This window comes from Pseudomonas sp. ADAK13 (assembly GCF_012935715.1).
Lineage (GTDB): Bacteria > Pseudomonadota > Gammaproteobacteria > Pseudomonadales > Pseudomonadaceae > Aquipseudomonas.
The window spans coordinates 1,088,685-1,109,315 of the sequence record NZ_CP052860.1; the positions used below are offsets into that span (position 1 = coordinate 1,088,685).

The following is a 20,631-nucleotide window of genomic DNA, read 5'->3' on the forward strand; positions in this document are numbered from 1 at the left end:
AATCAGAGCAGCACCACGTCATATTGTTCCTGGGAATACATGGTTTCGACCTGGAAGCGAATAGTGCGTCCGATAAAACCTTCCAGCTCCGCGACGTTGCCGGACTCTTCATCCAGCAGCCGGTCGACCACCTTCTGGTTAGCCAGGACTCTATAGCCCTCGGCCTGGTAGGCGCGTGCCTCCCGTAAGATTTCCCGGAAAATCTCGTAGCAAACCGTTTCCGGGGTCTTCAACTTACCGCGCCCCTGGCAACTGCTGCACGGCTCGCACAGTACTTGCTCCAGGCTTTCGCGGGTGCGCTTGCGGGTCATCTGCACCAGGCCCAATTCGGTGATACCGATGATGTTGGTCTTGGCGTGATCGCGCTCCAGCTGCTTTTCAAGGGTACGCAGTACCTGGCGCTGGTGCTCTTCATCCTCCATGTCGATGAAGTCGATGATGATGATCCCGCCCAGGTTGCGCAGGCGCAGTTGGCGGGCAATTGCGGTAGCGGCTTCGAGGTTGGTCTTGAAGATGGTTTCTTCGAGGTTGCGATGGCCCACAAAGGCGCCCGTGTTGACGTCGATGGTGCTCATCGCTTCAGCCGGGTCCACCACCAGGTAGCCGCCGGACTTGAGCGGCACTTTGCGCTCGAGGGCTTTCTGGATTTCGTCTTCGACACCGTACAGGTCGAAGATCGGCCGCTCGCCCGGGTAATGCTCCAGGCGATCGGCAATTTCCGGCATCAGCTCGGCAACAAATTGCGTGGTGCGCTGGAAGGTTTCCCGCGAGTCGATACGAATTTTCTCAATCTTCGGGCTGACCAGATCACGCAACGTGCGCAGGGCCAGGCCGAGGTCTTCATAGATCACACTCGGTGCGCCAATGGTCTTGATCTGCGCGCCGATCTGGTCCCAGAGGCGACGCAGGTAACGGATGTCCATGAGGATTTCATCGGCGCCGGCGCCTTCAGCGGCGGTACGCAGGATGAAACCTCCGGCCTCCTTGATGCCTTCCAGCGCCACGCAGTCGCTGACCACCTTTTTCAGGCGCTCGCGCTCGGCTTCGTCTTCGATTTTCAGGGAGATGCCAACGTGGGCCGTGCGTGGCATGTACACCAGGTAGCGCGAAGGAATCGACAGTTGGGTGGTCAACCGCGCGCCTTTGGAGCCAATCGGGTCCTTGGTGACTTGCACCACCAGGCTTTGCCCTTCGTGCACCAGGGCGCTGATGCTTTCAACCGCCGGGCCTTCACGCAGGGAGATTTCCGAAGCATGGATAAACGCGGCGCGGTCCAGGCCGATGTCGACGAAAGCCGCCTGCATCCCCGGTAACACACGCACGACCTTGCCTTTATAGATATTGCCGACGATCCCGCGCTTTTGGGTGCGCTCGACATGCACTTCTTGCAGAACACCGTTCTCTACCACCGCCACGCGCGATTCCATCGGCGTGATATTGATCAGAATCTCTTCACTCATGGCTGGGTCTCGTTCAGGCGTTTTCACAATAGTGACCGATCGCTTAAGGCTTGGCGCTGGAATACGGCGTTTAGCGCACGGTAAGGTTTTGCCAACAGGGTATGCCGAATTGGCCCAGCAGTTCTGCGGTTTCGCAGACCGGCAGGCCAACGACGGCAGAGTAGCTGCCATTGAGTCCGGCGACGAACACCGCCGCCAAGCCTTGGATAGCATAGCCGCCCGCTTTGTCCTGGGGCTCGCCGCTGTGCCAATAAGTGGTGGCTTCATCCGCTGAAATCTTGCGAAAGCGCACGCGACTGCTGACCAGCCGCGTTTCGCAACGCTGATCATCAATCAGGGCAATGGCCGTCAGGACTTCGTGTTCACGATCAGAAAGGGCCAGCAACATGGCCTGGGCATCGGCCTGACCCACGGGTTTACCGAGGATCTGGCCGTCGAGGATGACGGCGGTGTCGGCGCCCAGTACGCAAGCGCCAGCCGCATCGGCCAGGGTCGCACGGCCGGCCGCCGCCTTGCCGCGCGCCAGGCGCTCTACGTAGGACGCCGGCGATTCATTGGTAAGGGGAGTTTCATCAATGGCGGCGCTGACGACAGTGAACGGCACACCGATCTGGGTCAGCAGTTCACGCCGCCTCGGGGAGCCCGAGGCCAGGTAAAGCGAATTCATGCAGACTCTCCCTGTGGGGTTCGATAACCAGGCAGAGCCTCGCGATCCATTCAATTGATTTTATAGCGACGACGCAATCCACGCAGGCCGAAACTGATCCAGGGCCACAACAACGCACTGACCAGGGCGGGCAACACCAGCGCCAGGGTCGGTTGGCGGTTGCCGGTCAAGGCACTGAGCCACAGCTGTACCAGCTGCGCCAGGCCGAAGATCACCAGGATCACCAGGCACTGCTGCCACATCGGGAACATGCGAAGGCGCTGCTGCAACGACAACACCAGGAAGGTAATCAGGGTCAGGATCAGCGCGTTCTGGCCGAGCAGCGTGCCATAAAGCACATCCTCCATCAGCCCCAGGCACATGGCCGTGACCATCCCGACCTTGTGCGGCAACGCCAGGGCCCAGAATGCCAGCAGCAAGGCGAGCCACAGCGGACGCAGGATTTCCATGAATTGCGGCAACGGCGAAACGCTGAGCAGCAAGCCGATGGCGAAGGTCAGCCAGACGATCCAGCCGTTACGCGAATGAGTACCGGCCATTATTCTTCCCTCTGCCGAGTGGTTGCCGGGGCCGCAGCCGGTGGCTTGGCGGCAGCGGGCGGTTTGGCAGCGGCAGGTGTAGCAGCCGCAGGCTTGGCCGGACGCGCGCTATGGGCCACCGGCTTGGCCGGGGTTGCGACAGGCGCGACTGGGGTTGCCGGAGCAGCAGCCGGGGCGGCAGGTGCAGCCGGCTTTGGCACGGTGGCCGGAATGATCGGCGCAGTGCCGTTTTGCTTGTCTTCCGCTTCCTGGGCCTGGGCGGCTTCGTTGGCGCGCTCTTCCGGGGTGCGGTTGTCACTGAACACCAGCAACAGGTAGCGGCTGCGGTTCAACGCGGCGGTCGGCACGGCGCGCACGATGGCGAACGGCTGGCCGGAATCGTGGATCACTTCCTTGACCGTCGCGACCGGGTAGCCCGCCGGGAACCGCTGACCCAGGCCGGAACTGACCAGCAGGTCGCCTTCCTTGATGTCGGCAGTATCAGCCACGTGGCGCAACTCCAGGCGCTCCGGGTTACCCGTACCGCTGGCAATCGCCCGCAGACCGTTGCGGTTAACTTGCACCGGGATACTGTGGGTGGTGTCGGTCAGCAACAGGACGCGGGAGGTATAAGGCATCAACTCCACCACCTGGCCCATCAAGCCACGGGCATCGAGCACCGGCTGGCCAAGGACCACGCCGTCGCGCTCACCCTTGTTGATGATGATGCGGTGGGTGAAGGGGTTCGGGTCCATGCCGATCAACTCGGCCACTTCGACCTTTTCGTTGACCAGCGCAGAGGAATTGAGCAACTCGCGCAGCCGAACGTTCTGCTCGGTGAGGGCCGCCAGCTTTTGCATGCGTCCCTGCAGCAGCAGGTTTTCGGTCTTGAGTTTTTCGTTTTCGGCCACCAGTTCGGTGCGGCTGCCAAATTGGCTGGCCACGCCCTGGTAAAGACGCTGCGGCAGGTCAGTGATCCAGTAAGTCTGCATCAGGACCAGCGACATCTGGCTACGCACTGGCTTGAGCAGTGTGAAGCGGGCATCGACCACCATCAGCGCAACCGATAGCACGACCAGCACCAACAGGCGCACGCCCAATGAGGGGCCTTTGGAGAAAAGCGGTTTAATAAGCCGCTCCTCCCGGGCAAATTTTTTCTTTATTCATACGGCATCAAACCGGCCTGGATGCAGATTGAAGAAGATAAACGCCAACAGGCAGCACTGCAAAGTGCTGCCTGTTGGCGAAGCATGGGCCAACCAGCAAACGCTTATTCGCTGGAGAGCAGGTCCATGGTGTGTTTATCCATCATTTCCAGTGCACGACCACCGCCACGGGCAACGCAGGTCAGCGGGTCTTCAGCGACGATCACTGGCAGACCGGTTTCCTGGGCCAGCAACTTGTCGAGGTCGCGCAGCAAGGCGCCACCACCGGTCAGCACCAGGCCACGCTCGGCGATATCGGAAGCCAGTTCCGGAGGCGATTGCTCCAGGGCGCTCTTCACAGCCTGAACGATGGTGGCCAGGGACTCTTGCAGAGCTTCCAGCACTTCATTGGAGTTCAGGGTAAAGGCACGTGGAACGCCTTCGGCCAGGTTGCGACCGCGAACATCCACTTCGCGCACTTCGCCGCCCGGGTAAGCGGTACCGATTTCCTGCTTGATGCGCTCGGCGGTGGACTCGCCGATCAGGCTGCCGTAGTTACGACGCACGTAGGTGATGATCGCTTCGTCGAAGCGGTCGCCGCCAACCCGTACGGATTCGGCATACACCACACCATTGAGGGAAATCAGGGCGATTTCAGTGGTACCACCACCGATATCCACCACCATCGAGCCGCGCGCCTCTTCAACCGGCAGGCCGGCACCGATCGCAGCCGCCATTGGCTCTTCGATCAGGAACACTTCACGGGCACCGGCACCAAGGGCCGATTCACGGATGGCACGACGCTCCACCTGGGTGGACTTGCACGGAACGCAGATCAGCACACGAGGGCTGGGCTGCAGGAAGCTGTTTTCGTGAACCTTGTTAATAAAGTACTGCAGCATCTTTTCGCAGACACTGAAGTCGGCAATCACGCCATCCTTCATCGGACGAATGGCAGCAATGTTGCCCGGTGTTCGGCCCAACATGCGCTTGGCCTCGGTGCCAACGGCAACGACACTTTTCTGATTACCATGGGTCCGAATGGCCACAACCGATGGCTCATTCAGGACGATACCGCGCTCGCGCACGTAAATAAGGGTGTTGGCAGTGCCCAGGTCGATGGAAAGATCGCTGGAAAACATGCCACGCAGTTTCTTGAACATGGGAAAGGGACCCTAGGCAACGCGTGGGTAAAAAAGTGCGGCAAACTCTAACAACGACAGGGATTTTGGGCAAGGCGCCAATGTGCTAAATTGGCCGACTTTCTGTGCACCAACCCCCACAATCGCGGCCATATGACCGTAGAAATGCGGTAGTGTTCCTACAATCTAACACACGGATAGCTTCCGTTCTGTTTTCCACTGGAGAATCCCATGGCGCTTGAACGCTCCGACGTGGAAAAAATCGCTCATTTGGCCTGCCTGGGCCTCAATGAAGCCGATCTTCCACAGACCACCGCAGCCCTGAACAGCATTCTCGGGCTGGTCGACCAAATGCAAGCCGTGAATACCGACGGCATCGAGCCCCTGGCTCACCCGCTGGAAGCCAGCCAGCGCCTGCGCGCCGACGTTGTGACCGAGCGCAATAACCGCGAGGCTTACCAGTCCATCGCGCCAGCGGTCGAAAACGGCCTGTACCTGGTTCCGAAAGTCATCGACTAAAGGGAAAGAGCCTGCAATGCATCAATTGACTCTGGCCGAGATCGCCCGCGGTCTCGCCGACAAAAAGTTTTCTTCCGAAGAGCTGACCAAGACCCTGCTGGCGCGTATCGCCGAGCTGGACCCTGCGGTCAACAGCTTCATCAGCATCACCGAAGAACTGGCCCTGAGCCAGGCCAAGGCCGCCGACGCCCGTCGCGCCAACGGTGAAAACGGCGCCCTGTTGGGTGCGCCGATTGCCCACAAAGACCTGTTCTGCACCCAGGGCATTCGCACCAGCTGCGGCTCGAAGATGCTCGACAATTTCAAGGCGCCCTACGACGCCACCGTGGTCGCCAAGCTGGCTGCCGCCGGGGCTGTGACCCTGGGCAAGACCAACATGGACGAATTCGCCATGGGCTCGGCCAACGAGTCGAGCCACTACGGCCCGGTGAAAAACCCGTGGAACCTTGAGCACGTGCCCGGCGGTTCGTCCGGCGGTTCGGCTGCCGCGGTTGCCGCTCGTCTGTTACCTGCCGCCACGGCCACCGACACCGGCGGTTCGATCCGCCAACCGGCCGCGTTCACCAACCTCACCGGCTTGAAACCGACCTACGGTCGCGTTTCCCGCTGGGGCATGATTGCCTACGCCTCCAGTCTTGATCAGGGCGGCCCTCTGGCACGCACGGCTGAAGACTGCGCAATATTGTTACAAGGCATGGCAGGCTTCGATCCGCAGGACTCCACCAGCATTGACGAGCCTGTGCCGGACTACAGCGCCAGCCTGAATACCTCGATCAAAGGCCTGCGCATTGGCGTGCCAAAAGAGTATTTCAGCGCCGGTCTCGATCCGCGCATTGCCGAACTGGTGCACAACAGCGTCAAGGCGCTGGAAAAGCTCGGCGCCGTGATCAAGGAAATCAGCCTGCCGAACAACCAGCACGCGATTCCTGCCTACTACGTGATCGCCCCGGCAGAAGCGTCCTCCAACCTGTCGCGTTTCGACGGCGTGCGTTTCGGCTACCGCTGCGAAAACCCGAAAGACCTTACCGACCTTTACAAGCGCTCCCGTGGCGAAGGTTTCGGTGTGGAAGTACAGCGCCGGATCATGGTCGGTGCCTACGCCCTGTCGGCCGGTTACTACGACGCGTATTACCTCAAGGCGCAAAAGATCCGTCGCCTGATCAAGAACGACTTCATGGCTGCCTTTAATGAAGTCGACGTGATCCTCGGCCCAACCACGCCAAACCCGGCCTGGAAGATCGGCGCCAAGACCGGCGATCCGATCGCCGAGTACCTGGAAGACCTGTACACCATCACCGCCAACCTCGCGGGGCTGCCGGGATTGTCCATGCCTGCAGGTTTCGTCGACGGTTTGCCGGTGGGCGTGCAACTGCTTGCCCCGTATTTCCAGGAAGGCCGCCTGCTCAATGTGGCGCACCAGTACCAGTTGAACACTGACTGGCACACTCGCACCCCTACCGGCTTCTGAGGAGAACACTATGCAATGGGAAGTCGTGATCGGGCTGGAGATTCATACCCAGCTCGCCACCCAATCGAAGATTTTCTCCGGTAGCGCCACCACGTTCGGCTCCGAGCCCAACACCCAGGCCAGCCTCGTAGACCTGGGCATGCCCGGCGTGCTGCCGGTGCTGAACCAGGAAGCGGTGCGCATGGCGGTGATGTTCGGCCTCGCAATCGATGCCGAAATCGGCCAGCACAACGTGTTCGCCCGTAAAAACTACTTCTACCCGGACCTGCCCAAGGGCTACCAGATCAGCCAGATGGAATTGCCGATCGTCGGCAAGGGCTACCTGGACATCCCGCTGGAAGACGGCACCATCAAACGTGTCGGCGTGACCCGTGCGCACCTGGAAGAAGATGCCGGCAAGAGCCTGCACGAAGAATTCAACGGCGCCACCGGCATCGACCTGAACCGCGCCGGCACCCCGTTGCTGGAGATCGTGTCCGAGCCGGACATGCGCAGCGCCAAGGAAGCCGTGGCCTACGTCAAGACGATCCACGCGCTGGTGCGTTACCTGGGCATTTGCGACGGCAACATGGCCGAAGGCTCCCTGCGTTGCGACTGCAACGTGTCGGTGCGGCCAAAAGGACAGGCCGAGTACGGCACCCGCTGCGAGATCAAGAACGTCAACTCGTTCCGTTTCATCGAGAAGGCGATCAACACCGAAGTGCGTCGCCAGATCGAACTGATCGAAGACGGCGGCAAGGTGATCCAGCAGACGCGCCTGTACGACCCGAACAAAGACGAAACCCGCGCCATGCGCAGCAAAGAGGAAGCCAACGACTACCGTTACTTCCCCGACCCGGACCTGTTGCCGGTGGTCATCGAGGACTCGTTCCTGGCTGACGTGCGCGCCACCCTGCCGGAATTGCCGCCGCAAAAGCGCGAGCGCTTCCAGGAGCAGTTCGGCCTTTCGGTGTATGACGCCAGCGTCCTGGCTTCGAGCCGCGAGCAAGCCAACTACTTCGAAAAAGTCGTGAGCATTGCCGGCGACGCCAAACTGGCGGCCAACTGGGTGATGGTTGAGCTGGGCAGCCTGTTGAACAAACAGGGCCTGGAAATCGACGAAGCACCGGTGTCCGCCGAGCAGTTGGGCGGCATGTTGCTGCGGATCAAGGACAACACCATCTCCGGCAAAATCGCCAAGACCGTGTTTGAAGCCATGGCCGCAGGCGAAGGCAACGCTGACGAGATCATCGAGAAGCGCGGCCTGAAGCAAGTCACCGACAGCGGCGCGATTTCGGCCGTGCTTGACGAGATGCTGGCAGCCAACGCCGAACAGGTTGAACAATACCGTGCGGCGGATGAAGCCAAGCGCGGCAAAATGTTCGGCTTCTTTGTCGGCCAGGCGATGAAAGCCTCCAAAGGCAAGGCCAACCCGCAACAGGTCAACGAACTGCTGAAAAGCAAGCTCGAAGGCTGATCGCGGTCGCCTCACTGCGGGAGCCGGCTTGTGTGGGAGCTGGCTTGCCTGCGATAGCATCACCTCGGTGCACCTGAAAGACCGAGGCGCTTGCATCGCGGGCAAGCCCGGCTCCCACATAAGCCGGTTTCCACATCACTTTCGGGGACACCTTGAATGAAGCGTCTACTCGGCCTGCTGGCCCTGTTCTCACTGCTTACCGGCTGCGCCAGCGGCCTCATCGACCCCAACGGCTACGACGAAACCGGCACCGCCTCCTACTACGGCGCCAAACACCACGGCAACCGAACTGCCAGCGGTGAACCGTTCAACCAGAATGCCCTGACCGCCGCCCATCGTCGCCTGCCCTTCGGCACGCAGGTGAAGGTCACCAACCTCGACAACAACAAAAGCGTCGTTGTCCGCATCAACGACCGCGGCCCGCACACCCGTGGGCGCCTGATCGACCTTTCACGCAAAGCCGCCGAACAGCTCGGTATGATCAGCAACGGCACCGCGCGTGTTCGCGTGCAAGCCCTCAGCAATTGACCCACGGAGCCCAGGCCATTTTCGGATTAACCGCCCTCTCGCTCTTTAGCGTGATCGAACTGATCAGCGGCCTGCTGCTGTTGATCGTCGGCGCCGAAGTCCTGGTGCGCGCCGCCGTGCGCCTGGCAGCCAGCCTCAAGGTGCGGCCGCTGATCATCGGCCTGAGCATCGTTGCCTTCGGCAGCAGCGCGCCGCAAATGGCGATCAGCCTGCAAGCCACCCTGGCCGATAACACCGACATCGCCGTGGGCAGCGTGATCGGCAGCAGTATCTTCAATACCCTGGTAACCCTTGGCCTGTCGGCCCTGATCATCCCGCTGCGGGTCTCGCGGCAACTGGTGCGCCTGGACATCCCGGTGATGATTCTCGCCAGCCTGCTGGTGTTTGTGCTCGCCGCCAATGAAGAGCTGACGCCGGTCGACGGCCTGTTGCTGCTGGTGGCCCTGGTGGCCTACCTCGGCGTGCTGCTCTACCAGACCCGCCACTCCCGCCGCCCCCGTACCCGGGACATTGTGGTGCAGGCGCCGTGGCTGAGCAGCGTGCTGCTGATGCTTGGCGGGCTGCTGATCCTGGTCCTCGCCGGGCACCTGCTGCTGGGCGCCGCGGTGGACGTGGCCGAGGACCTCGGGCTGTCGGAGCGCATCATCGGCCTGACGCTGATTGGCGTCGGCACTTCCCTGCCGTGCCTCGCTACCTCGTTGATCGCCGCCCTGCGCGGCCAGCGGGAAATTGCCGTAGGCAACGTGATCGGCAGCAACCTGTTCAACTTGCTCGGGGTGCTGGGCTTTACCGCCCTGGTGGCGCCTTCGCCGCTGTCGGTGTCGCCCAACGCGCTGGATTTTGACCTGCCAGTGATGCTTGGCGTGGTCGCGTTGTGCCTGCCGGTGTTCTATTCGGGCTACCGCGTCACCCGGGCCGAAGGCCTGGTGTTCCTGGGCCTGTACCTGGTGTACGGGCTGCATGTGGTGTCGTTCACCTTCGGCATGCCGCTGGCCAACAAGCTTGAACAACTGATGCTGTATTACGTCCTGCCAGCGCTGGTGGCTTTCCTGTTGTTCACCTCGCTGCGAGCCTGGCGCCGCCAACACAAGAGGGAATCGCAATGACCGAACAGAAAAAGCCCGGCGTTGAAATGCGCCGCCAGGTAATGGGTGATGTGTTTGTCGATCGGGCGCTGGGCAACGCCACCGAGTTCAGCCAGCCGCTGCAGGATTTCGTCAACGAGCATGCCTGGGGCAGCGTGTGGAACCGTGAAGGGTTGCCGCTGAAAACCCGCAGCCTGATCACCCTCGCCGCCTTGACCGCCCTCAAGTGCCCGCAGGAACTCAAGGGCCATGTGCGCGGCGCGCTGAACAATGGGTGCACCGTGGAGGAGATTCGCGAGGCGCTCCTGCATTGCGCGGTGTATGCCGGTGTGCCGGCAGCGATTGATGCCTTCCGTGCCGCGCAGGAAGTGATCGACAGTTACCAGAAAGACGTTTAAATCCAGCCGCCTGCCTGCAACACGAAAATCCCGATATTCGTGGTCACCGCCGCCATCAAGGTGGTGATCACGATAATCGCCGCCGCCAGCTCATGATTGCCCTCCGCCGCCCGCGCCATCACATAACTGGCCGCCGCCGTGGGCGCGCCGAAGTACAGGAACAGAATCCCCAACTCCGGCCCACGGAACCCCAGCAGCCACGCCCCCAGGGTGGCCAGCACCGGCAGCCAGACCATCTTCATCAGGCTGGCACTCAGGGCCATGTCACCGCTTTTGCGCAACGCCGCCAACGACAGGGTGCCGCCGATACAGATCAGCGCCAGTGGCAAGGTCATGTCCGCCAGGTACTGCCCGGAAGACTCCAGCCAGCCGGGCAGGCCAATCTGGAAATACGCGAAGGGCGCCGCCGCGATCACGCTGATGATCAACGGGTTGGCCAGCACGCTCTTGAAGATGCTCCAGGGGTCGGACTTGATCACCGGGCTGTACACCGCCAGCACAATGGTCGACAGGGTGTTGTAGAACAGGATCACCAGCGCTGCGAGCACCGCGCCGAGGGAAATCCCGTAGTCGCCATACATGCTGGCCGCCAGGGCCAGGCCGATCACGCCGTTGTTGCCGCGAAACGCACCTTGGGCGTAGATGCCGCGATCTTCCCGCGGGCAACGAAAGATCGCCCAGCCCCAGGCCAGGGCGAAGCTCAGCAACGTGGCCACGGCGAAGTAGATCAACAGCCCGGGTTTGAGGGCTGAATGCAGGTCGGCGTGGAGAATCCCGAGGAACAGCAAGGCCGGCATGGTGACGTTGAACACCAGGGCCGAGGCGATGTGGATAAAGTTGTCGTTGATCCAGTTGATGCGCTTGAGCAGGACGCCCAGGAACAGCATGGCAAACACCGGCGCGGTGATGTTCAGGGTTTGTAGGAAAATTGCCAGCATGCCGGGGAGAACCTTGGGTGGGCGTCGGTAGGTGGCTAATGATAAGCCACCTGGCACGGGTTCGTCTGGAGCACACCGATCAAATGTGGGAGCTGGCTTGCCTGCGATGGCGTCGGTACAGCAAACATCATTGTTGTCTGGCCTACCGCTATCGCAGGCAAGCCAGCTCCCACACAGTGCACATCTGTCTCAGGTGATCGGCGCCGGGTTGAACAACGTAATGTCGTTATGCAGCTTGTGCTGCTCCGCCCAGGTCTGCTTCTTGCCGCTGGCCACGTCCAGATAGAAGTGGAACAACTCCCAACCCAGCTCCTCGATCGTCGCCCGCCCGGTGGCAATCCGCCCGGCATCGATATCAATCAGGTCCGGCCAGCGCTGCGCCAGCTCGGTGCGCGTCGAGACCTTCACCACCGGCGCCATCGCCAGCCCATACGGCGTACCACGCCCGGTGGTGAACACATGCAGGTTCATCCCCGCCGCCAACTGCAACGTACCGCACACAAAATCACTGGCGGGCGTCGCGCAAAAAATCAGGCCCTTGCGATTGAACCGTTCACCCGGGCCAAGCACGCCATTGATCGCACTGCTGCCCGACTTGACGATAGAGCCCAGCGACTTCTCGACAATATTCGACAACCCGCCCTTCTTGTTGCCCGGCGTGGTGTTGGCGCTGCGATCCGCCTCGCCCTTGGCCAGGTAGCGATCGTACCAGTCCATTTCCCGCACCAGCTCCCGGGCCACGTCCTGGTTCTGTGCACGGGACGTCAGCAGGTAGATCGCATCGCGCACTTCGGTCACTTCGGAAAACATCACCGTCGCGCCCGCCCGCAGCAGCAAATCCGAGGCATAACCCAGCGCCGGGTTGGCGGTAATCCCTGAGAATGCATCGCTGCCGCCGCACTGCATGCCGAGGATCAACTCCGACGCCGGTACGGTTTCCCGCCGGCGCTGGTCGAGTTTCTTCAGGCGGGTTTCGGCCAATTCCATGATCTGTTCGATCATTTCGGTAAAGCCGTGGCTGGAGTCCTGCAACCGGTACAGCCAGGGCTCACTCAGGTCTACCGAGCGGTCGTTGTCGTGCATCACCTGCCCGGCCTGCAATTTCTCGCAACCGAGGCTGATCACCAGGGCCTCACCGCCCAGGTTCGGGTTGCGCGCCAGGTTACGCACGGTGCGAATCGGGATGTAGGCGTCGGTGGCGGTAATCGCCACGCCGCAGCCGTAGCTGTGGGTCAGCGCGACCACGTCATCGACGTTCGGATACTTGGGCAGCAGCTCGTCCTTGATGCGCTTCACCGCGTGGTCCAGCACGCCCGTGACGCACTGCACCGTGGTGGTGATGCCAAGGATATTGCGCGTGCCGACCGTACCGTCGGCGTTGCGATAACCTTCGAAGGTAAACCCTTCCAGCGGCGCCTGCGCCTCGGGCACCTCGGTGGACAGCGGCAAGCTGTCCAGGGGCGGCGCCGTGGGCATGCGCAGTTGATCTTCCTGAACCCAACTGCCGCGGGGAATCGGGCGCAAGGCATACCCGATGGTCTGCCCGTAGCGAATGATCCGACCGCCTTCGGGGATGTCTTCCAGGGTCACCTTGTGGCTTTGGGGAATGAAATCCACCGTCACCAGGCCGTCGGGAAACTCGGTCCCCGCCGGTACGCCCTGGTCGTTGACCACAATCACCACGTTATCCAGCGCGTGCAAACGGATGGAGCGTGGCGAATCGGCATGTTCAATCAACTGCATGACGCGGGCCCCTTCAGGAATGCGCTTGAGAAAGTTTAGTCAGCTCAGGGCCGTTGGCCGGCGGCTCTTTGAGCACCACACGCTTGATCGGGCCGACAATCACCAGGTAGCTGAATACAGCCAGCAATGCGTTGGCACCCACAAACACCAGCGCCCATTTGAAGGAACCGGTGGTGCTGATGATGTAGCCAATCACGATCGGTGTGCTGATGGACGCCAGGTTGCCGAACATATTGAACAAACCACCGCTCAAGCCAGCGATTTGTTTCGGCGAGGTGTCGGACACCACCGCCCAACCCAGTGCGCCAACGCCTTTACCGAAGAAGGCCAGGGCCATGAAGCCCACCACCATCCATTCGATGTCCACGTAGTTGCACGCGACGATGCTGCTGGAAATCAGCAAGCCGCCAATGATCGGCGCCTTGCGGGCGAAGGTCAGGGAATGGCCTTTACGCAGCAGGTAGTCGGAAATCACCCCGCCCAATACGCCGCCGATAAAACCGCAGATCGCTGGCAACGAAGCGATGAAGCCGGCCTTGAGGATGGTCATGCCGCGCTCCTGAACCAGGTACACCGGGAACCAGGTCAGGAAGAAATAGGTGATGCCGTTGATGCAGTACTGGCCCAAGTACACGCCGAGCATCATGCGGTTGGTCAACAACTGACGGATGTAGTCCCACTTCGGGCCGTCGGTTTTCTTGCCTTTGCCCTTGTCCTGGTCCATGTCGACCATCGCGCCGTTGGCAGCGATGTGCTGGAACTCGGCTTCGTTGATCATCGGGTGCTGGCGCGGGCTGTGGATAACTTTCAGCCAGATCAGCGAGAACACGATGCCTATGCCGCCCATCACCACAAACACGTGCTGCCAGCCGAAGGTGTAGACGATCCAGCCCATCAGCGGCGCGAACAACACGGTGGCGAAGTACTGCGCCGAGTTGAAGATCGCCGAGGCAGTGCCGCGTTCAGCGGTAGGAAACCACGCCGCCACAATGCGGGCATTTCCGGGGAAGGATGGTGCTTCAGCCAGGCCCACCAGGAACCGCAGCATGAACAGCGCAACGATGGCGGTGGAGACACCGAACTCACCGACATAGCCTTGCAGCACGGTGAACAGTGACCAGGTGAAAATGCTCAGGGCGTAGACCTTTTTCGAACCGAACCGGTCCAGCAGCCAGCCGCCGGGAATTTGCCCGGCCACGTAGGCCCAACCGAATGCGGAGAAGATATAGCCGAGGGTGACGGCGTCAATGCCGAGGTCTTTTTGCAGGCTGGAGCCGGCAATGGCAATGGTGGCACGGTCGGCGTAGTTGATCGTGGTCACCAGAAACAGCATGAGCAGGATCAAATAGCGGACGTGAGTCGGCTTGGTCGCTTGCATGAAGATGTACTCCCACTAATTATTTTTTTTGCGGGTAATCAAATTGTAAGCCTGTGGCGGGCACGGACCCGCCACAGTGCTGGCGTTACGAACCGATGTAGCTGGTTTTCACCACGGTGTAGAACTCTTGCGCATAGCGACCCTGCTCACGCGAACCGTAGGATGAACCCTTACGGCCACCGAATGGAACGTGGTAATCCACACCGGCAGTCGGCAGATTGACCATCACCATCCCGGCCTGGGAATGACGCTTGAAGTGGTTGGCGTACTTCAGCGACGTGGTGGCGATACCGGCCGACAGGCCGAACTCGGTGTCGTTGGCCATCGCCAGCGCCGCCTCGTAATCCGCCACGCGCACTACGTTGGCCACCGGGCCGAAGATCTCTTCACGGCTGATGCGCATCGCGGCTTCGCTGTCGGCAAACAGCGTCGGCGCGAGGAAGTAGCCTTCGGTGTCGCACGTCACCAGCTCACCACCGCTGACCAGCCGGGCACCTTCGCTCTGGCCGATGTCGATGTATTTCAAGTCCTGGTCCAGCTGGGCCTGGGAAACCACCGGACCAATGTCGGTACCGGTTTTCAGCGCGTGGCCGACCTTGATCGACTTCATGCGCTCAGCCATGGCCGCGACGAACTGGTCGTGAATCCCGGCGGTGACGATAAAGCGGCTGGAAGCGGTGCAACGCTGACCGGTGGAGTAGAACGCGCTCTGTACCGACAGCTCGACGGCTTGCTTGAGGTCGGCGTCGTCGAGAATGATCTGCGGGTTCTTGCCGCCCATTTCCAACTGCACCTTGGCCTGGCGCGACACGCAGCTGACAGCGATCTGACGCCCCACACCCACCGAGCCGGTGAAGCTGATGCCGTCGACTTTCGGGCTGTTGACCATGGCATCACCGACCACACGGCCGCTGCCCATCACCAGGTTGAACACACCGGCGGGGAAGCCGGCGCGGGAGATGATTTCGGCCAGGGCCCAGGCGCAACCCGGCACCAGTTCAGCCGGCTTGAGCACCACGCAGTTGCCGTACGCCAGAGCCGGGGCGATCTTCCAGGCAGGAATCGCGATCGGGAAGTTCCACGGCGTGATCAGGCCAACCACGCCCAAGGCTTCACGGGTCACTTCGACGTTGACGCCCGGGCGCACCGACGGCAGGTAGTCGCCGGACAGGCGCAGGCATTCACCGGCGAAGAATTTGAAGATGTTGCCGGCGCGGGTCACTTCGCCGATGGCTTCGGGCAGGGTCTTGCCCTCTTCCCGGGCCAACAGGGTGCCGAGCTCTTCGCGACGGGCGAGGATTTCAGTGCCGACTTTATCCAGGGAGTCATGACGCGCCTGGATGCCGGACGTGGACCACGCCGGGAATGCCGCGCGCGCAGCGTCGATAGCGGCATGCACCTGGGCGAGGTCAGCCTTGGCGTATTCACCAATGACATCAGACAACTCAGACGGGTTGATATTGGCCGAGTAGTCGGCGCCGGCAACCCACTGGCCACCGATGTAGTTTTCAAAACGCTTGGCTTGGGACACGAATTCTCTCCTGACGCAAAAAGCCGCTGATTACTCAGCGGCCTTGGTGATGGGTTATTGCGCGCCTTGCTTGTCGATCAGCGCGGCCAGGGCTTCGTATTCTTCCGGCAGCAGATCGGTCAGCGGCGTACGCACGGGGCCTGCGTCATAGCCGACGATTTTCGCCCCGGCCTTGACGATGCTCACGGCGTAACCGGCCTTGCGGTTACGGATATCGAGGTACGGCAGGAAGAAGTCGTCGATGATCTTGCCGACGGTGGCGTGATCTTCCCGGGCAATGGCGTGGTAGAAATCCATCGCGGTTTTTGGAATGAAGTTGAACACCGCCGAGGAGTACACCGGCACGCCCAGGGCCTTGTAGGCAGCGGCGTAAACCTCTGCAGTCGGCAAGCCGCCCAGGTAGCTGAAACGGTCACCAAGGCGGCGGCGGATCGACACCATCAATTCGATGTCACCCAGGCCGTCCTTGTAGCCGATCAGGTTCGGGCAGCGCTCGGCCAGGCGTTCCAGCAGCGGCGCGGTCAGGCGGCAGACGTTGCGGTTGTAGACCACAACGCCGATCTTGACCGACTTGCACACCGCTTCAACGTGGGCGGCAACCCCGTCCTGGCTGGCTTCGGTCAGGTAGTGCGGCAGCAGCAGCAGGCCTTTGGCACCCAGACGCTCGGCTTCCTGGGCGTACTCGATGGCCTGGCGGGTGGCACCGCCGACACCGGCAAGAATCGGCACGCTGGTGGCGCAGGTATCCACCGCGGTTTTCACCACTTGCGAATATTCGCTGGCCGCCAGGGAGAAAAACTCACCGGTGCCGCCAGCGGCGAACAAGGCAGTGGCGCCGTAAGGGGCCAGCCATTCCAGACGCTTGATGTAGCCCGCCTGGTGGAAATCACCCTGGGCGTTGAAATCGGTCACCGGGAAAGACAGCAGACCGTGAGAGAGGATGGACTTCAGTTCTTGTGGATTCATTATTCGAACACCCTGGGCGAAGACTTTCTGTTGTGAGATTACGGATGGTTATCTTGATGTCGTACGTCATCGTACAACTATAAAAATATTCGTCAACTGCAATTCATCGACCTTCTACCGGTTCGGGATTTGTACACGCCTGCCTTGACGTAGGAAATTTCTCCTCTATGCTCGCTTTAGCTGTATATACATACAGTTATTACGGAAGATTCCTACGACATAGCAAGGAGCTAACATGTCAGGTCTTGAACTCGCTGCACCTGAAAAAAACCCGCCCACCCTGCGTTTTGAAGGCGGTGAACACACCGCCATCGGCGACGACACCCTGCTGCGCTTCGTCAAGGATGCCCCGGCGATTCCCGCCCGGCAGGTCGAATTGCACCTGCCCAACGGCCTTGCCCTGCGCTATGGCCAGATCATCGCCCTAGGTGGCGATTTCTATGGCATTCCCGGGCGCCCCATCAACGAAGGCACATCGCCCGCTGATCGCGTGCAGCGCTTTACCGATGCGTTCAACTCGCTGGCGGTACTCCCGGCATCACGGGAGGAAGCGGGCAAAATCCTGGCGGTGATGCAGAAGGAGATCAACGCGGTCAACCAGGCGATCAAGGACGGCAAGCAACCCCACGAGGCCTATGACGCGTTGGGTGACACGTTGTCGGAAGAATGGAACCGCATCACCGGCGGCGGCAGTGCCGTGTCGGCGCTGGTTCCCCTGGGGCGTTACCTGAAACTGGCGGCAGACAATGCCGACCACTTCGGCGAGTGGGCGTTGGCGGCCTACCTGGCGGGCCATACTGCGGCGCTGCAACAAGCAGTCGTAGCCCATCAGACCGGCACCGACCAGGCGCTGGAACTGGCCTACGCGATGAACAGCTTTGCTGATCACTTTTTGACCGACCTGTTTTCTGCCGGCCACCTGCGGGTTCCGCGCAAACAACTGGCGGCGGTGGTGACACCGGGTGAACTGGGCTCGCTGATCAGCCGCTTCATGCACGATGAAGACAGCAAGTTCGGGCTCAATGTGCGCAACGCCCTGGGCGAGCAGTGGCACGCCTACGGTGACAAACGTTATTTCGACAGCAACGACGCGGCCAACCGGGCCATGGTCAAACGGGCCGTGCAGGCTTCGGCCGACGAAATCTTCGAAACGTTTATCAGCGGCGTGGCGCCCTCCCCGGCCAATTTCAGGGCGCCGTTGTACGTGCCGGACCTGAACGCCGCGCAAAACCCGGCAAACAACTTTTCACCGCTGTTCAAGGCTGAAGGCGACAAAGTGCTGCGGCGCAAAGACGTCAACAACCTGAACGACAAGCAGTGGACCAATGACTGGTGGGGGTGGAGCACGTATCTGCTGCTGAAGGACTACAAGCCGAATCAGCCGGCCTGAACGACATGAGTTAAGCCTTGTGCATTAACCTGTGGCGAGGGAGCTTGCTCCCGTTGGGCTGCGAAGCAGCCCCAGCGGGAACACGGGGTTCTTTCAGAGAGAACTCGGGGGAATGGTTTTGGGGCCGCTGCGCGGCCCAACGGGAGCAAGCTCCCTCGCCACAATGAGCTTTCAAGCCTTCCAGGCTGGAATCAACCGCGCTGCGCTTCTGCCTCTTCATGGGCATGGCGCAGCCGCTCACGGCTGTTGGTCAGGTGCAACCGCATGGCCGCCCGCGCCGCGTCCGAGTCCTGGCGAGCGATCGCCTCATAGATCTCTTCGTGTTCACGGCTCAGGCGACTCATGTAGTGCTGCTGGTCATCATGGGCCAGGCGGGCCGAGTTCAGCCGCGTGCGCGGAATGATGCTGGTGCCCAGGTGGGTCATGATGTCGGTGAAATAGCGATTGCCGGTGGACAGGGCAATCTGCAGATGGAACTGGAAGTCCGACGCCACCGCATCACCGGCGTGGGCCGCGCTTTCGTTCAGGGCATCGAGGGCGGCGCGCATGCCAGCCAATTGCTCCTCGCTGCGACGCTGGGCGGCGAGCCCGGCAGACTCCACTTCCAGACTGATCCGCAGCTCAAGGATGGCCAGCACATCCCGCAGCGTCACCACGGTGGCCGGGTCGATGCGGAAGCCGCTGGGGCTTGGCGTGTCCAGCACAAAGGTGCCGATACCGTGACGGGTTTCCACCTGCCCCGCCGCCTGCAATCGCGAGATGGCTTCACGCACCACGGTGCGGCTGACCCCATGGGCGTCCATGATCGCCGACTCGGTGGGCAGTTTGTCGCCACGTTTGAGTTGGCCGTCGCGGATCTGCTCGGACAACACCGTGACCAATTCCTGGGCAAGGCTGCGGCGCTTGCGGGGAAGACGAGGGGCGGCGCTGGCGTTTTCCATGATGAATCATCTATCTCGGCGATCAGAAGTACGCATGATAGCCCATGGCGGTTGTACGATCACCGTTACGTCATGACTTTCATCTATAACCGCCGGGGTTTTCATCGGGCAAAAAAATGCCCCGGCATTGCCGAGGCATTTTTAACACTGGCCCGAGGACCGGCGTTTTGTTACTTCACCACTTTCAGACTCGGCCGACCGCTTGGACGCGGTGGCTCGGAATCCGGCGGCGGTACGTCATCTTCGCCTTCGAGCTCGATCGCTTCGTCTTCCTCAAGGGACGACTCCAGATCAAACACCATGCCCTGGCCGTTTTCCCGGGCGTAAATCCCGAGGATGGCGCCAATAGGCACGAACAGCGTATGCGGCACACCGCCGAAACGCCCTTCAAAGCTGACCGCTTCATTGTCCATGTGCAGGTGTCGCACAGCACTGGGTGAAACGTTCAGGACGATTTGTCCGTCACTGGCAAAACCTTGCGGTACCTGAACCGCAGGAAACTCGGAATTGACCAGCATGTGCGGGGTGCAATCGTTGTCCACTATCCACTCATAGAGCGCGCGGACCAGGTAAGGTCGACTGGAGTTCATCAACGGCTCCTTAAGCCTTAGCGCATATCGCGTTCGACACCAGACAGACTCGCCTGGAAAGCCTCACGCGCAAACTGGCGCTCCATGTAGTCAAGCAGCGGCTTGGCAGGCCGCGGCAATTCAATGCCCAAAATCGGCAAGCGCCAGAGTATGGGTAATAGGCAGCAATCCACCAGACTTTGTTCCTCGCTGAGGAAAAAAGGTTTGTCGGCAAATAACGGCGAAACACCGGTCAGGCTCTCGCGCAATTCCTTGCGCGCCTGAACCCGGGCCGCTTCTTTACTGCGTGAATCCAGAATCAGGTCCACCAGGCCACACCAGTCACGCTGGATCCGATGGATCAGCAGGCGGCTGTTGGCACGCGCCACCGGATACACCGGCAACAACGGTGGATGGGGATAACGCTCATCCAGGTATTCCATCACCACGGTTGACTCCCACAACGCCAGGTCACGATCGACCAGGGTGGGCAAGCTGCCGTAAGGGTTCACTTCGATCAGCTTCGGCGGATGACGCCCCGCCTCCACAGTAATGATCTCTGCGCTGACACCCTTCTCTGCGAGCACGATGCGTACTCGGTGGGAATAGTGGTCGGCGGGGTCGGAGTAACAGGCCAACCGATTGGTCACGCCCATGGCGGTCCTCCTCGCTTGTTGAAATTATCGGAAGCTCAAAAACGAGCGCGCCCAGTGAGCATCTCCGTGACGCCTGGATAAACCAGACTTACCTTCAGAGATGCCGCTGGGCGCGCAAGATTAACAGCAATTA

General features: G+C 61.0%; 20 protein-coding genes. 7 read left to right on the plus strand and 13 right to left on the minus strand.

The window, feature by feature from the left end:
- Positions 1–2 precede the first annotated feature (2 nt).
- The 5 genes from rng to mreB all read right to left on the minus strand — a co-directional run bounded on the left by rng (position 3) and on the right by mreB (position 4,953).
- On the minus strand, positions 3–1,460 hold the full coding sequence (rng, locus tag HKK54_RS05195) for a ribonuclease G (protein WP_003216085.1): 1,458 nt from the start codon (positions 1,458–1,460) through the stop codon (positions 3–5).
- Positions 1,461–1,530: 70 nt separating this feature from the next.
- Entirely contained in the window at positions 1,531–2,127 is a 597-nt protein-coding gene (locus HKK54_RS05200; RefSeq protein ID WP_169386305.1) for a Maf family protein, read from the minus strand.
- A gap of 50 nt (positions 2,128–2,177) precedes the next feature.
- On the minus strand, positions 2,178–2,666 hold the full coding sequence (gene mreD, locus HKK54_RS05205; RefSeq protein ID WP_010170623.1) for a rod shape-determining protein MreD: 489 nt from the start codon (positions 2,664–2,666) through the stop codon (positions 2,178–2,180).
- Positions 2,666–3,775: a rod shape-determining protein MreC gene (mreC, locus tag HKK54_RS05210; RefSeq protein ID WP_169389247.1), complete on the minus strand. Its 1,110-nt coding sequence runs from the start codon at positions 3,773–3,775 to the stop codon at positions 2,666–2,668. Before mreC ends, mreD begins: the two co-directional genes overlap by 1 nt.
- 140 nt (positions 3,776–3,915) lie before the next feature.
- Positions 3,916–4,953, minus strand: a complete 1,038-nt coding sequence (mreB, locus tag HKK54_RS05215; protein ID WP_002555108.1) for a rod shape-determining protein MreB — start codon at positions 4,951–4,953, stop codon at positions 3,916–3,918.
- 210 nt (positions 4,954–5,163) lie between these two features.
- Here mreB and gatC point away from each other — a divergent pair, with 210 nt between their 5' ends.
- The 6 genes from gatC to HKK54_RS05245 all read left to right on the plus strand — a co-directional run bounded on the left by gatC (position 5,164) and on the right by HKK54_RS05245 (position 10,386).
- Positions 5,164–5,451, plus strand: coding sequence for an Asp-tRNA(Asn)/Glu-tRNA(Gln) amidotransferase subunit GatC (gene gatC, locus HKK54_RS05220; protein WP_003216077.1), 288 nt, complete (start codon positions 5,164–5,166; stop codon positions 5,449–5,451).
- Positions 5,452–5,467: 16 nt separating this feature from the next.
- A complete protein-coding gene (gene gatA / locus HKK54_RS05225) occupies positions 5,468–6,919 on the plus strand; it encodes an Asp-tRNA(Asn)/Glu-tRNA(Gln) amidotransferase subunit GatA (protein ID WP_169386306.1) in 1,452 nt (483 codons plus the stop codon).
- A gap of 10 nt (positions 6,920–6,929) precedes the next feature.
- Entirely contained in the window at positions 6,930–8,375 is a 1,446-nt protein-coding gene (gene gatB, locus HKK54_RS05230; RefSeq protein ID WP_010170723.1) for an Asp-tRNA(Asn)/Glu-tRNA(Gln) amidotransferase subunit GatB, read from the plus strand.
- Positions 8,376–8,531: 156 nt separating this feature from the next.
- Positions 8,532–8,903 (plus strand): septal ring lytic transglycosylase RlpA family protein, encoded by a 372-nt coding sequence (locus HKK54_RS05235; RefSeq protein ID WP_010170725.1) that lies wholly within the window; start codon positions 8,532–8,534, stop codon positions 8,901–8,903.
- Between the two features lie 50 nt (positions 8,904–8,953).
- Positions 8,954–10,009, plus strand: a complete 1,056-nt coding sequence (locus tag HKK54_RS05240) for a calcium/sodium antiporter (protein ID WP_010170727.1) — start codon at positions 8,954–8,956, stop codon at positions 10,007–10,009.
- Positions 10,006–10,386, plus strand: coding sequence for a carboxymuconolactone decarboxylase family protein (locus HKK54_RS05245; protein ID WP_088422719.1), 381 nt, complete (start codon positions 10,006–10,008; stop codon positions 10,384–10,386). Before HKK54_RS05240 ends, HKK54_RS05245 begins: the two co-directional genes overlap by 4 nt.
- Here HKK54_RS05245 and HKK54_RS05250 read toward each other — a convergent pair.
- The 5 genes from HKK54_RS05250 to kdgD all read right to left on the minus strand — a co-directional run bounded on the left by HKK54_RS05250 (position 10,383) and on the right by kdgD (position 16,942).
- The gene (locus HKK54_RS05250) at positions 10,383–11,324 is read right to left on the minus strand and encodes an AEC family transporter (RefSeq protein WP_169386307.1); all 942 of its coding nucleotides are present in this window, start codon (positions 11,322–11,324) and stop codon (positions 10,383–10,385) included. The two genes, HKK54_RS05245 and HKK54_RS05250, sit on opposite strands and share 4 nt — an antisense overlap.
- Positions 11,325–11,513: 189 nt before the next feature.
- Positions 11,514–13,067, minus strand: coding sequence for a galactarate dehydratase (gene garD / locus HKK54_RS05255; RefSeq protein WP_010170733.1), 1,554 nt, complete (start codon positions 13,065–13,067; stop codon positions 11,514–11,516).
- Between the two features lie 13 nt (positions 13,068–13,080).
- Positions 13,081–14,445: an MFS transporter gene (locus tag HKK54_RS05260; protein WP_010170736.1), complete on the minus strand. Its 1,365-nt coding sequence runs from the start codon at positions 14,443–14,445 to the stop codon at positions 13,081–13,083.
- Positions 14,446–14,530: 85 nt separating this feature from the next.
- Positions 14,531–15,976 carry an aldehyde dehydrogenase family protein gene (locus HKK54_RS05265; RefSeq protein ID WP_003216060.1) on the minus strand — a complete coding sequence of 482 codons (1,446 nt, stop codon included), beginning with the start codon at positions 15,974–15,976 and terminating at the stop codon, positions 14,531–14,533.
- A gap of 54 nt (positions 15,977–16,030) precedes the next feature.
- Positions 16,031–16,942: a 5-dehydro-4-deoxyglucarate dehydratase gene (kdgD, locus tag HKK54_RS05270; RefSeq protein ID WP_003216058.1), complete on the minus strand. Its 912-nt coding sequence runs from the start codon at positions 16,940–16,942 to the stop codon at positions 16,031–16,033.
- A 235-nt stretch (positions 16,943–17,177) separates the two neighbouring features.
- Between kdgD and HKK54_RS05275 the strand changes: the two genes are divergently transcribed.
- A complete protein-coding gene (locus HKK54_RS05275) occupies positions 17,178–18,332 on the plus strand; it encodes a phospholipase (RefSeq protein ID WP_169386308.1) in 1,155 nt (384 codons plus the stop codon).
- A 191-nt stretch (positions 18,333–18,523) separates the two neighbouring features.
- Here HKK54_RS05275 and HKK54_RS05280 read toward each other — a convergent pair whose 3' ends face one another.
- From HKK54_RS05280 to HKK54_RS05290, 3 genes are all read right to left on the minus strand, one after another.
- Positions 18,524–19,273: a FadR/GntR family transcriptional regulator gene (locus HKK54_RS05280; RefSeq protein ID WP_010170744.1), complete on the minus strand. Its 750-nt coding sequence runs from the start codon at positions 19,271–19,273 to the stop codon at positions 18,524–18,526.
- A gap of 170 nt (positions 19,274–19,443) precedes the next feature.
- Positions 19,444–19,863 carry a ClpXP protease specificity-enhancing factor gene (locus HKK54_RS05285; RefSeq protein ID WP_010170747.1) on the minus strand — a complete coding sequence of 140 codons (420 nt, stop codon included), beginning with the start codon at positions 19,861–19,863 and terminating at the stop codon, positions 19,444–19,446.
- A 17-nt stretch (positions 19,864–19,880) separates the two neighbouring features.
- On the minus strand, positions 19,881–20,498 hold the full coding sequence (locus HKK54_RS05290) for a glutathione S-transferase N-terminal domain-containing protein (protein WP_010170749.1): 618 nt from the start codon (positions 20,496–20,498) through the stop codon (positions 19,881–19,883).
- Between the last annotated feature and the right edge of the window lie 133 nt (positions 20,499–20,631).